This is a genomic window from Candidatus Uabimicrobium helgolandensis (genome assembly GCF_041508025.1).
Lineage (GTDB): Bacteria > Planctomycetota > Uabimicrobiia > Uabimicrobiales > Uabimicrobiaceae > Uabimicrobium > Uabimicrobium helgolandensis.
Genome location: NZ_CP165719.1, coordinates 3,033,641 through 3,047,456, shown reverse-complemented (window position 1 = coordinate 3,047,456; position 13,816 = coordinate 3,033,641). Strand labels below are relative to the sequence as shown.

General features: G+C 35.2%; 8 protein-coding genes. 6 read left to right on the top strand and 2 right to left on the bottom strand.

Going from position 1 to position 13,816, the window contains the following annotated elements:
• Nucleotides 1–315: 315 nt before the first annotated feature.
• Entirely contained in the window at nt 316–2,544 is a 2,229-nt protein-coding gene (locus UABHE_RS11080) for a protein kinase (protein ID WP_372370338.1), read from the top strand.
• Between the two features lie 52 nt (nt 2,545–2,596).
• Here UABHE_RS11080 and UABHE_RS11075 read toward each other — a convergent pair whose 3' ends face one another.
• Nucleotides 2,597–3,094, bottom strand: a complete 498-nt coding sequence (locus tag UABHE_RS11075; protein ID WP_372370337.1) for a GNAT family N-acetyltransferase — start codon at nt 3,092–3,094, stop codon at nt 2,597–2,599.
• Nucleotides 3,095–3,300: 206 nt separating this feature from the next.
• Here UABHE_RS11075 and UABHE_RS11070 point away from each other — a divergent pair, with 206 nt between their 5' ends.
• Nucleotides 3,301–7,086: a protein kinase gene (locus UABHE_RS11070; protein WP_372370336.1), complete on the top strand. Its 3,786-nt coding sequence runs from the start codon at nt 3,301–3,303 to the stop codon at nt 7,084–7,086.
• 215 nt (nt 7,087–7,301) lie between these two features.
• On the opposite strand, the gene UABHE_RS11065 is transcribed toward UABHE_RS11070, so the two are convergent.
• Nucleotides 7,302–7,655 carry a hypothetical protein gene (locus UABHE_RS11065; protein WP_372370335.1) on the bottom strand — a complete coding sequence of 118 codons (354 nt, stop codon included), beginning with the start codon at nt 7,653–7,655 and terminating at the stop codon, nt 7,302–7,304.
• A 99-nt stretch (nt 7,656–7,754) separates the two neighbouring features.
• Here UABHE_RS11065 and UABHE_RS11060 point away from each other — a divergent pair, with 99 nt between their 5' ends.
• The 4 genes from UABHE_RS11060 to UABHE_RS11045 all read left to right on the top strand — a co-directional run bounded on the left by UABHE_RS11060 (nt 7,755) and on the right by UABHE_RS11045 (nt 13,808).
• Entirely contained in the window at nt 7,755–9,959 is a 2,205-nt protein-coding gene (locus UABHE_RS11060; protein ID WP_372370334.1) for a protein kinase, read from the top strand.
• Nucleotides 9,960–10,561: 602 nt separating this feature from the next.
• On the top strand, nt 10,562–10,960 hold the full coding sequence (locus UABHE_RS11055) for a GntR family transcriptional regulator (RefSeq protein WP_372370333.1): 399 nt from the start codon (nt 10,562–10,564) through the stop codon (nt 10,958–10,960).
• Nucleotides 10,957–11,844, top strand: a complete 888-nt coding sequence (locus tag UABHE_RS11050; protein WP_372370332.1) for an ABC transporter ATP-binding protein — start codon at nt 10,957–10,959, stop codon at nt 11,842–11,844. Before UABHE_RS11055 ends, UABHE_RS11050 begins: the two co-directional genes overlap by 4 nt.
• Nucleotides 11,841–13,808 carry a hypothetical protein gene (locus UABHE_RS11045; RefSeq protein WP_372370331.1) on the top strand — a complete coding sequence of 656 codons (1,968 nt, stop codon included), beginning with the start codon at nt 11,841–11,843 and terminating at the stop codon, nt 13,806–13,808. Before UABHE_RS11050 ends, UABHE_RS11045 begins: the two co-directional genes overlap by 4 nt.
• Nucleotides 13,809–13,816: the final 8 nt, after the last annotated feature.

Here is a 13,816-nt window from a genome sequence, read left to right as displayed (position 1 = left end):
AAGCTGTTGTTTATCGTCTTTTATTGTAATCCGGGCGGCACAAGACCGCCCCTGCATCGCACGTTGTTATAGGGATTCTTCGTTTATTGGGTGTTGTATTGTGTTGTTGTTTATAAGGTTTTGTTGTAAATATTGCATGGTGCGGTATACAAATACACATTGTTTGCACCGTATATCAGATCTATACTATTGACACCATAACAAGATACGGTCTTGTAACCTCCCAGACCACATTGAATTTTAGAAATAGTTTTCTGATTTGCGATATCGCTCTGGTATAATATTCTTGTTATTTTCACAAGAAAGTGGAGTATTATGCTAATTAATAATAAATACAAAATAGAACAAGAGCTTGGTCGTGGCGGTATGGGGACGGTTTATCGTGCTTTTGATATAGAGACAAACACTCTTGTGGCTGTCAAAGAAACAATTATCTTGCCTTCAGCTGATGAGCAACGTAAGCTTAAAAGATTGCAGAGAGAGTATGATTTTTTAAAAAGTATTAACCATCCTAATATTGTTCGTGCGATTGATTTCTTTGAATATCAAAATACTTATTATATTGTTATGGAATATGTGGATGGTTATTCGTTAGAATCACTGATTGTAGAAAAGCCTTTATCTTTGAGTGTTGAAGAGCAGTTGAACATTGTGATTCAAATTTGTAGTGCTATCGCAATGCTTAACAAACAAGGTGTTATCCATCGTGATTTAAAACCAGCGAATATTATTTTGTGTAAGTACCGTGGAATTCCCAAAGTTTTGGATTTGGGGATTGCGAAAGACATGCAACAAGGCCAAACAGCCCTGACAAAAATTGGTCATACTATAGGTACACTTGCTTATATGAGTCCAGAACAACTCGTTGAAGGTGCTAGCAACAAGAGCGATGCTTTTTCTCTTGGAGTGATGTTTTACCAATTTTTTTTATGGTTGCCTGAGTCTCCTCATCAAGCATCAAGTATTACTGCTGCCTTAGATAAGATAACAAAAACAACGTTGCCACCCATTATTTTTCGCGTTCCTAAAGTACATTCTTTTTATGACCCTATTTCGGAAATTGTCGACAATGCGATTGTACGCGATGTAAATAAACGCATAGACGTGTCCGAAATGCATCGCGCTTTTTGTGCTATTTTGGGACAAGATGTTGTTCGTACATCACCTCCAAGTAAATCACCTCCAAGTAAATCACCACTAGTTAAAAAAAATAACGCTTTGCGAATAACTTCTCGCTCGCGAAGACTACAACAAATAAAAAAAAGACAATCATCCGTTGTGCCACAAAAAAAATTGCACAATTTCGCGATGAAATACCGCGATTATGTTTTTCGTGTTACTTATTCTTCTATTATTTTAATACTAGCTTTTGTGGTTTCCCAAAAAAACTCTAAGCCACAAGTTCCGAAAAAAAACTATGAGCGCTTAGCAAAATGGGCGTATATTCATAAGAAATATGGCGCTTCTATCAGTTATAATAATAAAGTTCTGGAAGCAAATCCAAAAAATGCCAATGCACATCTTGCACAAGCTAAGGCATATTTCCGATGCAATGCTTTTAAGCAAGCTTTATTAGCTATTGATAAGGCAATTGCAATAAAACCAACAAGCGAAATGCTTCAATCTCGTGGTGAGATACACCTTGAAATGATAAAACAGAAAGAAGCAATCATTGATTTCAAAAAAGCGATTAATTTAAACAAGAAGAATATAGACGCTTATAAAAATTTAATTCAAACTTATAATGATATAGAAAATCACCGCCAAGCACTTTATTATTCGAAAGTAGCTATAAAAGAACTTCCTGATGTACATAGTTTATTCATGCACAAAGGAATTTGTTTTTATTATTTAGAAAAATATGATGAAGCGATAGAGTCCTATCTAAAAGCAATAGAAATAAGCAGTTCCCTATATTTTTATTACCAGAGCATCGCATTAATATATAGACAGCAACAGAAATATAAAAAAGCTTTTGAATATATATCTATAGCTATAGACAAAGCTATATCGAAACCTATACAAATGAAACACAAAGTATATTTATATGAGTTTAGGATCAACATAGCAGGTATTCTAAAAAGGAATAACATCATTATTAAAGACTTCTCTAAGCTAATTGAATTGCAGCCAAAGAATTATGAGCACTATGTTAATCGCAGTATTAGTTTTACAAGTTTGAACAAAGATAATTCGGCCTTAGCAGATATGAATAAAGCTATTGACATGGGTTATCCTGCTCGCTTTTTGGCTATAAGACGTGGCGACACATATTATAAATTAGGAAAATACTCTTTAGCAATGGACGATTTTTCGTTATCCATAAAAAGGTACCCTAATGATTACGAAGGCTATTACAAAAGAGGTCGTTGTTATCAAAAACTGCAAAAATACAATGAAGCGATTTTCGATTACAAAAAAGCAAAGAGACTAAAAACCGACTTTGTAAATGTTTATTTAGAAATATCGCAATGTTATAGAAAGTTAAGGAAATATTCGCAAGCGAAAATATTCCTACAATTATGGAAAAAAGAACAAAAGTAATTGAACTATAAAAAAGTTAGTCAATTATAACTTTTGCGGTTTATTATTTTGCTTAAACACTGCCAAAAGCTTCATGATACTTAACAACTCCTGTTATATTTTCCAGCGCAGCAGGTTGCAGCTCCATTGCCATAAACACTTCCGGCGGTACATCGTATTCGCAGCTAATATCAAATTGTGTAGAAGGAACAAAACCAAAACGAGGATAGTACTGCGGATGCCCTAAAACGACAATAGCAACAACGCCTTGCTGTTGACACTCTTCTATTCCCCTGCGAATAAGAGCTCCACCAATTCCCTGACGCTGATGCTCTGGATGCACTGCCATTGGTGCGAGACCCATAATTTTGACATTTTGAGAAGTATTAACAGGTGAAAACATGATATGTCCGACAATTTTGCCGTTTTTCTCAGCAACTAGAGAAATCACCGGGTGCGCTTTTTCGCGTAAAACGTTTACAAGATTTGCTTCCGCTGATGTTTCAAATGCTAACTCGTTTATTGTATAAACCTCTTCTTCATCTGTCTTTATTTCTCTACGAATGTTCATTTTTGTCCTCGCAATATTATAGAAGATTGGAATAGCACAAGAATATAACAAAAGGCAAGTAGCTGTTCAATGTAGAAAGATATAAAATAATTTCACTAGATGTTTCCATGGTTTGTATTTATAATTTTCGATAAAGAAATTGATATAAGCGCTAATTGTATTTGCCTTTAACACAATTTTGTCAAAATCCAAGGGAAGCTTAAAAAATGAGTAGCATACAACAAATGCAACAGCATATTTATCGCTTACTGCAACAGCAACAGTGGAGCGAAGTAGAAAAATGTGCGGTGCAATACTTATCTACGTATCCTCAAGATGTAAATGTTCGTTACTATCTTGCTTTTGCGCGGACTCGCTTGAACAAAATGGTAGAAGCGCAGAACGATTTAGCTGCTATTTTGGCTGCTGATCCAAATCATGCGCAGGCTAAAAGCATGTTAGGGCAATTACAAGGAGTGTCTCGTGTTAAACCTGACACCCAAGCTCCGCGACACCAAAACGCATCCAATAAATCTGCGAATGACGATGCGCCGCAGAATGATTCACGCAAAATTTTGGGAAATCGCTACGAGGTTATCTGTAAACTAGGGCAAGGAGGAATGGGAACGGTTTATAAGGTACAAGACATTCAATTAGATAGAACCGTTGCGCTTAAGACACTCATCGCCGAAACTGATAGTGAAACGCAAATAAATCGTTTTATTAAAGAAGCAAAAGCAACGGCCGCTCTTGACCATCCTAATATTATTCGCGTTCACGATATTGGTGTTTTTTCCAAAACCCCTTATTTCACTATGGACTTAGTGGCGGGCGCTTCGCTCAAGGAATTTGTGAAATCTACTAACGTTGATGCGCGGCAACTGGTTGGCATGATGTTGAAGGTTGTAGAAGCGGTGCATTATGCGCATAGCAAGGGGATTATTCACCGCGATATCAAGCCTGCTAATATTATGATTGATAAGGCGCTACAACCGAAAATTATGGACTTTGGTTTGGCAAAGGTTGTGGGATCACAAGACAACATTTCGAAAACGGGTGACGTGATAGGGACTCCAGCTTATATGCCTCCTGAACAAGCACGTGGTGATAAGAAAATCAATAAACGCGCTGATGTTTATTCTTTAGGAGCAACACTGTATCAGGTGATAACAGGGCGCGCTCCTTTTGAGGGTGTTACTTATATTAATATTATTCAACAAGTTTGGAATGATGAACCAATACACCCTCGTTCCCTCAACCCTGAAACATCGATGGAACTTGAGGCAATCATCTTAAAGTGCTTAGAGAAAGATCCTAAAAAGCGTTATAAAAGTGCGGCAATGTTAGCGAAAGATCTTCAAAATTTTCTCGAAGACCGCCCAATTATGGCAAAACCACCTACGACGTGGACACGTTTGCAAAAGTTAGCAAAACGACATCGCACCGCTTTTCTGACAACAACAGTAATTTTTCTATGTGTTGTTGTTGGTAGTGTATTTTCATTTTTGCAGTGGCGCATTGCAGAAAAAGCGCAGCGGATTGCGATTAATGAAAAACTAAAAGCTCTAGAAGCAGAAGAAAGTGCTTTAGAAGAAAAACAAAAAGCCGAGAAAGCAAAACAAAAAGCACAGAAAAATGCCAAAACAAATGCGATTAGACTTTCGAAAATCGTTTTGGTAAAAGCAGAAGAAGCTTACGATCAGGGGAAATGGCGCGAATGTGGTGTTTTTGCTGGCATGGGTTTAGAGGTAATAAAAGATATACCTCGTGAAGAAGTAGCGGTGGAAATAAAAAAAGGTAAGGCTCTTGTGCAAGCAGCGATGTACAGATATCCACTATTGCGCAAAATTTTTCCGCAAGACAAAGAAGCATCAATGGGGAAAACGGTATGGCATAAAGATAATAAAACATTGGCTTTCTTTTCTACTAGTCAAAAAGTAAGCCGTATTTTCATTTGGAATATTGACGTTAATAAACAAATAGCAGAGTTTACCCAAAATAATCGTATCAATTCTATTGCGTGGGTTCCAGGCGGAGAATTTTTAATGGCTACTTCGCAAAGTGATATTAATATTTGGAGTGTATCTAAGCGCAAAATAGTAAAAACACACTCACATCACATATTTTATTCATGGCTAGATAAAAGCAGAATGATTACTTCTTTAGAACCTCTTACTACCTTAGATATTTTTAGCGGTGAAAAAGAAGTTTTATTGCCACTTACAAAAGTCTCCAAGGTCGTTGTTAGCAGGAATCGAAAATACATAGCTGTTCTCAGACAAAATGAAAAGGACATCCATATATGGAGTGTTCGCACTAGAAAAAAAATAAAAACTCTACACAATTCTACGCACCGCATGATTCCTGCTATCGAAAATGGCAAACGCTATCAAACAGCAATAAACTTTATGTCTTTTAGTCCGAATGGAAAATTTTTGGTCTGTCATTTTTTTGACAATATCGTTACTTTGTGGAATATCAAAACAGCGCAAAAAAGAGATTTTGGTGGACATCTTAAGTATATTACAGGAGCTAGTTGGAGTAATAATAGTAAGTATGTAGCTACTATTTCCCAAGACAGGACAATTCGCGTATGGGATAGCAATGGAAAAGGTCAAATTGCTTTACTGCGTAGCCCAAATAAACATGCATTTATCTCTGCCAAGTGGAGTCCTAATGATAGTTTAATTGCAACGTCTTCCTTCGACACGGTAATACGTTTGTGGAATGTCAAACAACAGCAACAGATTTCTACTTTTACAGGACACAAAAAAATCGCACACGGCGAGTGGAATAATGACGGAACAGCATTTGCTTCTCACTCAGTAGAGAAAGTGGCTATTTGGGATGTGACTATACCTAAAGTTTTAGCACCTATTCCCGTACAAGAAGATGGTTCAATAAACGTTATTCGTTGGGATAATCAGGGAGCGAATATAGCATTGGCAGTGAAGAACAATATATATGTTGCGACGAAAAGTGGTAAGCAAATAGCAGAATTTGTCGGCCATCGCGATTTAGCAGTTTTTTTAGACTGGAATCCACAAGATAGTATTTTGGCTTCTTCGTCTTATGATAAAACCGTGCGTTTGTGGCGTATAGGATCATCTACCCCTTTCGCGACTTTTTCGCATCCAGACAAGGTAATTGCTGTGGTATGGAGCCCCGATGGCAAAATTCTCGCATCATTGGGTGCTAACGTTGTCTTTTGGGATTGGCAACGAAAAACCAAAGTAAAAACTATTCAAGCAAAAGGAGTCGATTGGAGTAGTGATGGTGAACGCTTTATAACAACAGAAGGCAAGGATATACATGTGTGGCAGAGAAAAAACTGGCAAAAAATCAAAACTCTTAGTGGTCATGAAAAACCTATAGAAGGAGGCGCGATGTGGAGTCCAAATGGACAACTGCTTAGTTCGCGTTCCAAAAACGGTGATTATATATATATTTGGGATATGACAAAGTACCAAATAATTGGTAAGTTACCGCTTCATGGCTTAAATTATGCAGTATCTTGGAAACCAGATAGCCGTATTATTGCTACTGGCGGAGCTGATAAAACCGTAGATCTGTGGAACGTTTTTAGCCAAAAGAAAATAACAACTTTAGAAGCCACTTCATCTGTATATGCCTTAAGTTGGCATAAAGATGGTAAAATTCTGGCCGCCAATACTGTTAGCAGCATTTCTATGTGGGAAGTTGACATACGAAAAGAAACACTGGGAAAGTATATTTCTCAAAGTAAAATAGGCATCGAGCAACTTCCTAAATGGTATAAAAAATCTATCACTCAAATCCCTAAAAGCTTAGAAAAACCGCAACTTTCTGCTTTTGATTTACATCTTCAAATACCGGGTCGCTTTATCGAGTACGCTCTTGACAAAGAACCACGAAAAACAACCGAAGAATTATTCGAAGCTCTTGTAACAACATCTTTTAGTTTTGAAGAAACAGAAGTTTATACTCCCACCGGGAGTATAAAATTCAAAATGCCTGGTTTTGGCAAAAAATAAGGATTTAAAAATGAAAAAATTGTGTGCTGTTCTTGTCGTGATATTTTTATGTCTGTTATGTTTCTCTCAAGATGTTGAAGAAGCAAAAAAGGGAGAACGGGTATCGTATTTATTGTTAAGTACTTGATGTGTTATGGTAACGTCTAGCGCGCTCGATTTCGCCTCTTTGTAGAGCTGGGATCATCAAAATTCCTGGTGCATCCTCCAACGCTTCTTCACCTCCAATAACTAGAAGTATCTTCGAAAATTTCTTCTGCTTTGTCAAAAGCTCGTTTATATTGCCGCATAAAAACTAGATAACGTACGTGGTTTAATTTCTCACATTTCTTACAATCTGCGTAATAGCCAGTTGGAGATGTGCGCCATTTTCGGTTTGCTTTTTTGACTTTTTCTTTGTCCGCCATTGTAACAGCTGTTATATACATAGTAGGTAGGTTTTTGGGGTGAAATTTCTTCATTTCCGCATGACATTTGAATGGCTGCAAAACAATATCCGCAATACGGATAAATTCGAAAAATTTTTCTCGTTCTCGGATAGTAATGTCTTTTAAATCGTGACTTGTTGACATTTTAGCTAAATTATTTACTAATTGAACATGTAGTCTACCTATTATAAAATAAATAAGAATAATAATATATTTAGGTAAAGAAATCCCAAGGGGAACAAAATGAAAAATATAGTGCTTAATAACCGCTACCAACTCCAGAAAATATTAGGACAAGGAGGCATGGGGAAAGTTTATCTTGCTTTGGATATGAAGGAAAATCGTTTAGTTGCGGTAAAGGAGTGTTTGCTTACGCAAGGGGAAAACTGTAGCAAGAAAATAGAGCGCTTTAAACGAGAATATTACTTTTTGAAAAAGGCAAATCACGACAATATCGTAAAAGCTATCGAGTTATTAAATCTACAGCATAGTTATTTTCTCATTATGGAATTTGTTTCTGGCCCTGATTTACTTTACATTATTCGCAATCAACGTTTTTCACTTGATATTTTTAAACAAATAGACATTGCCATACAAATTTGTAGTGCTGTAGCTTATTTAAATAACAATGGAGTAATTCATCGCGATATAAAACCTTCCAATATTATTATTTGTGAAGGGCAGGTTAAACTACTTGATTTAGGAATTGCGAAATCTGATGAAGAAAGTTTAGTTACTTTGACAAACACTGATAGCGTGGTTGGTACTCCGAGTTATATTAGTCCAGAGCAAGTAGAAGGAGGAGTTCACAAAAACAGCGATGTTTTTAGCCTTGGTGCTATGTTTCACCAATTTTTTACCTGGGAATCACATTCTCCTTTTTATGGCGGAACATATGTTTCAACTATCAATAAAATCGTGAATACTAAACTACCTCTTTTGTCCGAATGCAGTGAACAAAAGCTACCGCAACAACTCACTGTTGCTATAGAACAAGCGGTTGAAAAAAACGGGGACAACCGTATTTCCAGTGAAGAGTTAGAGGTAAAACTCAAGGGAATTCAAAAATTTCTCAACGTTAGTACAAATCTTAAGGCGACAAACATAAGTGGGCGTACGTCAAAAATCCAGAGGTCGTCTAGGAATCAAAATAGAAAATCAATAGCCAAAAGAGAAAAAACAGCGAAGATAAAAAAAGGTCACAGAGAAAAAACAGCTAAGATAGATAAGCGACAAAGAGAAAAAACATCCATAAACAAAAGTCGCAGTGCAAAAAAATTACGTACCCAAGTACAAAAAAAGAGCCAATTTTCTATGTGGTTATCTGTTAGTGGTGTTGCTGTCACTTTTATTTTTTTTCTACTCATTTTTCAAACTTCCTCTAAACCGCAGACACAATACGAAGAAGTAGAAGTCGCAGTTAAAACAAGCACAGCCGATAAGCCAAATAAAACAAGTAGTTTAGAGAAACCAAACAAAATAGAAAAAAAAGATAACTTCTCTAAGTTAAATGTTACAAAAAATTCGATGAAACACATAAAGGAAACAAGCACAGCTGATAAGCCAAATAAAACAAGTAGTTTAGAGAACCCAAACAAAATACGAAAAAAAGATAACTCTTCTAAGTTAAGTGTTACAAAAAATTCGACAAAACACATAAAGGAAACAAGTGCAAAAGAAAATTCTCAAGAAACAAACGGCAAAACACCAAAAAAGCAAAATAAAGTACCTCCTAAAAAACAAAACAATCCTAAAGCAAAGAAAAAACTAACCGCAAAACAAAGATCTACTATCTACTCACAAGCATACGCAAACTTCAATGCTAGAAAATTTCATATTGCTATAGACTTATTTTCAAAGCTAATTGACCACAATCCTAATGATATTGTCTCTCTAAACAGTAGAGGACTCGCTTATCATAATACCCAACAATTTGAACTTTCAATAAAAGATCAAAATGCGTGCATTCAAAAATCAATTACCAAATCATATAAATTTTATAATAGTAAAGCTGTAAGCTATAGATCTATGGGAAAAAATTTAGAAGCAATAAAAGCCTGCGAACAAGGCCTATTAATTTCTGAGAATCCAAAAGGTTACCATATAATGGGCCTATCATATATATCGTTAGAGAAATATAAATTTGCTATTGATAGTTATAGCAAAGCGATTGATTTAGACCCGAAGTATAGGAAAGCTTACTATCATCGAGGGCGAGTCTACTATACAAAAGGAAATTTTAACAAAGCTTTACCTGATTTTAACGCTATGCTCAAACTCAACAACAAAGATTCTAGCGCATATAAAAGTAGAGGGCTTGTTTATTTTTATACGCAAAAATATCAATTAGCGTTAGACGATTGGGACAAAGCAGTGGCAATATCTCCTCATTTGTCAAAAAGCATTGAGCCTTTTAGAAAAAATGCTATTTCTAAACTTAAAAAATAGCTGTTGCAGTTGAAGCTAACTCAAAAGCCTGCGCAAATTTTCATTTTCAGAATCAAAATAGTCTAGATTCTTATAATGTTTATTTACAAAATAAGTACACAAACATTATCAAATTTTAGATGCTGAGAAATCTAGTTTCAATACCAATAAAGCTAGAATAAACAACATTTCTGTTTTACACTCCAAACACTCATTTCCTTAAAAAAAACTAGGGCGTGTCATCATTCAAAATATTGTGTGTTTTTTCGAGCCCGAGCCCGAGCCCGTTTCCGAAACTTTCACTAACAATTTATCAAAGAAGCAAAGTTTCTTTTTCCATCGCAAAAAACTAGTATTGAACCAATAAATCACTTTTTGTCGCTCTCAAAAAGTTTTCGGGCGCGGGCTCGCAAACGGGCTCGGGCTCAATACTACTGGCGTATCATTAAATGAATCCGCTATATTTTTATCTGTATTGAATGATGACACGCCCTATTATTTTATTATAAAAAGTAAAAAAAAGATTGACAAAGAAATGCTGTACTAATACACTAATACAGATAACTGTACTGCTGAACTAATACAGTGGTGCATTGTTGCCGTTATACATTGAAAGGATATGAATGTTTATTCAAATTCAACCAGAATCGAGTATTCCAATATATAAGCAGATAATGGATCACATTGAACATGCTATTGCATCAAATCGTTTGAAAGAAAATGAGAAGTTACCTTCGGTGCGTGAACTAGCAAAACAGCTAATAGTAAACCCTAATACTGTTGCAAAAGCTTATCGTGAATTAGAAAGAAATAACGTTGTTCGTTCACATAAAGGAAAAGGGGTTTTTGTTATGGTTACGCAGAATATTTTTACTGAAGAAGAGAAAAAGCGTTTAGTAGGGGAAAAAATGTCTCCTGCTATTGTTGAAGGTTTAAACTTAGGGCTTACTTTTGATGAGATTCGCAATGTGTTAGATGAAAAAATTACTGCGTTCAAAAACATTGAGGAGAAAGACATATGAGTGAAGTGATTTCTATACAAAATTTAAGTAAGACGTTTGGAAAAAAACAGGTTCTTAACAACGTAAATTTAAGTATTTCTGCTGGTGTTGTTTATGCTCTTGTTGGAAAGAATGGGGTAGGTAAAACAACATTATTGCGCACTTTGTTAGGGCTTGAAATTCCTACAAGTGGAGAATCAAAAGTATTTGACTTAAATTCTCAAAAGTATGATTGGAAAATACGACAACGCGTAGGTTATGTAGCTGAAGGTTTACAAATGTATGAGTGGATGACTATTCGCGAAATTTTGTGGTTTGTTTCGCGATTTTATCCTACTTGGGATTTTGAGTATGAAAAGCAACTAGTAGAAAAATTTTCTTTGGATCGCAAAGCCAAAATCAAACATCTGTCACGCGGCTTTAAAAGTAAATTACTACTTACAATGGCTATGGCGCATCGTCCCCAACTACTTATTCTAGATGAAGCAACTTCGGGGCTTGATGTTGCTGTTCGCCGCGAATTTTTGGAATGCGTAGTTGAGACTGTGGAGAAAGAAGGACATACAGTCATTATTTCATCTCACTTATTGCAAGATGTAGAACGCATTGCTGACTCGATTGGTTTTCTTCACAATGGGAAAATAGAAAAAACTTACTCTGTGGATGAGTTAAAAAATACATTTCGAAAAGTGCAAGTTTCATTTGATGTTTATCCTGAAAATATTGAGCTAGAAGGTGTTTTACACCAGCAACAATTAGGACGAGAGTGTATGCTAACTATTCGCGACTACAATCAGCTACACGAAAAAGCATTGAGAGAAATGGGTGGAAAAGACATTCGTATTGTACACATGAGTCTTGAAGATGTCTTTGTAGAATGTCTGACTGAGGAGGCGATAATATGAAACAATTGCTGTGGAAAGAGTGGCGCAAAACGCGGGCAATTTTTTTTCTGTTTTGCGCGCTTAACTTACTCGCTATAGTTATTTCTGACGCAAGGCTTCACTTAGTGGCTACTCTGGTATATGGACTCACATCAATATTCTTATCTTTACTATTACCTGCTGTTGTTTTTAGTGGAGACGATGAACAAAATAGTGGAAAATTCTCGACAGCATTGCCAATTTCGCGTCGTTTTGTATGGTTTTCGAACCTTTTTTACATAGCGTTGTTATCTATCATTTTTCACGGTGTTTTTTATGCCTACGCATTTAAACCTGTAGTGTATATTTTATACTTTGTATTAACGACTGTAGCGATATTAAGTTCTCATATCTTTCAGAATAGTTTGGTGATCGTTTTTTCGAGTGTTGTAGTTTTTTGCGTAGGGGCAATAGCTTTATCGTTAGTTTTGTATGCTTTATATTTTTTGCCTATTCTAACGATAATTATTTGCGTAACAGCAATCATTATTGGTTTGTTGTTACTATCAAAAAAAGAAATTCCTATAGTAAAAGTCTTGATTGGTTTGTTGCTTACAGTAGAAATTTTTTGCATTTATTACAGTTTTCAAATAGGAAAAGTATATCGTCCCTACGAAAAAGAAATATTCGAGGTTATTCGTAAAAGCGGTATTGTTATTTTTGTAGGAGTAGGGATTTCCGCAATTCTTATGAGCTACCAACGTTTTATTTATTATAAATCAATAAGAAGAATTAGTTCCTTATTTCTTAGTATCGGAACTATTCTTATTTGCATTTTTTTACAGCTTAATAATGTGCAGTATAAATTAGATTATTGGCATATAAATAAGAATACTTTTGGAGCCCAAAAGACCTCACACTTTCAAGAAATGATTCTCTACAGCCAAAGTATAAAAACATTTGACTATGAATCAAAAAAAATGCAAGAGACAAATGTGTATTGTGATGATTTCTTTTCTTGGGGGAATGAATTAATATATTTATTAGCCTATAACATCGAGCACAGTTGGGGAATACCATCTTTAAAGAAGTATTATGTATATAATTGTATAAATAAAAAAAAATATGACATTCCATTTGATCCTAGTGTTCATAGAACATTTTACTGTAAAAGAAATTATTTACTTTTTTTAGGATCAAAGCAATTGGATATTGTTCAGGTTAAAGATAGATTAGATAATCATGTTGCTTATCAAATAGATAGATCTTTAAATTTTATAGGAATATTCGATAACTACGCTTATTTTTTGAACCAAAAAAATCTACATTTGGTAAAGTTCGGACTTAACAGTAAGTCTATGCAAATAGACCAAAGTACTAAACAAATTTTTGGAGCAGAAAATGATCCTTTGCTATTTAATTTAAATGTAGAAATACTAGAAAACCGCTTTCTTGTCCTAGAGAAAAGTTATTATACAGGGGATTCTATTGAGTTTTGGATACAGGATTTACGCAGTAACCAGCTAAAAAAAATATACGAGGCTAAAAGAAGCGATAGATCAGTGTACGTTTTAAAAATCCACACAGCCACCAACCAATGTATAATTTCGAACTACGAGCAAATGATTTTTGTCGACTTGGAAAATGGTAAAACAAAAGAGTTGACAGGTCGGTTCGTTGACATAGGAAATCAATATTTTTTACTAAATACTGAAAATGTGGTGCAGAAGCGAGAATTTACGACCAATAAAATCGTATACGAAAAATCGCTTGATGTTATGCGGATGATAAATTGGAAGAGAAAAGGTTATATTATTTTGGGATATACCCAAGGAAATAAAAAGCTTTATTACTATGATACGAAAAAGCAAACATTATTAGACAAAAAATTGCCTGCCCATTCCTGGGTAGATTACATCGATGAAAATCAAGGCGTTTTTTATGTTGGTGAAGATAAGAAACTTTACTACAGTGACCGCAATGACAATTCTATTGTTGTGCATTAAGGAGATAT

Excerpts from the sequence above, each read along its gene's own strand:
- UABHE_RS11060 (WP_372370334.1), top strand. The coding sequence starts at position 7,755 with ATGAAAAATATAGTGCTTAATAACCGCTACCAACTCCAGAAAATATTA.
- UABHE_RS11050 (WP_372370332.1), top strand. The coding sequence starts at position 10,957 with ATGAGTGAAGTGATTTCTATACAAAATTTAAGTAAGACGTTTGGAAAA.
- UABHE_RS11070 (WP_372370336.1), top strand. The coding sequence starts at position 3,301 with ATGAGTAGCATACAACAAATGCAACAGCATATTTATCGCTTACTGCAA.
- UABHE_RS11045 (WP_372370331.1), top strand. The coding sequence starts at position 11,841 with ATGAAACAATTGCTGTGGAAAGAGTGGCGCAAAACGCGGGCAATTTTT.
- UABHE_RS11080 (WP_372370338.1), top strand. The coding sequence starts at position 316 with ATGCTAATTAATAATAAATACAAAATAGAACAAGAGCTTGGTCGTGGC.
- UABHE_RS11055 (WP_372370333.1), top strand. The coding sequence starts at position 10,562 with ATGTTTATTCAAATTCAACCAGAATCGAGTATTCCAATATATAAGCAG.
- UABHE_RS11075 (WP_372370337.1), bottom strand. The coding sequence starts at position 3,094 with ATGAACATTCGTAGAGAAATAAAGACAGATGAAGAAGAGGTTTATACA.
- UABHE_RS11065 (WP_372370335.1), bottom strand. The coding sequence starts at position 7,655 with ATGTCAACAAGTCACGATTTAAAAGACATTACTATCCGAGAACGAGAA.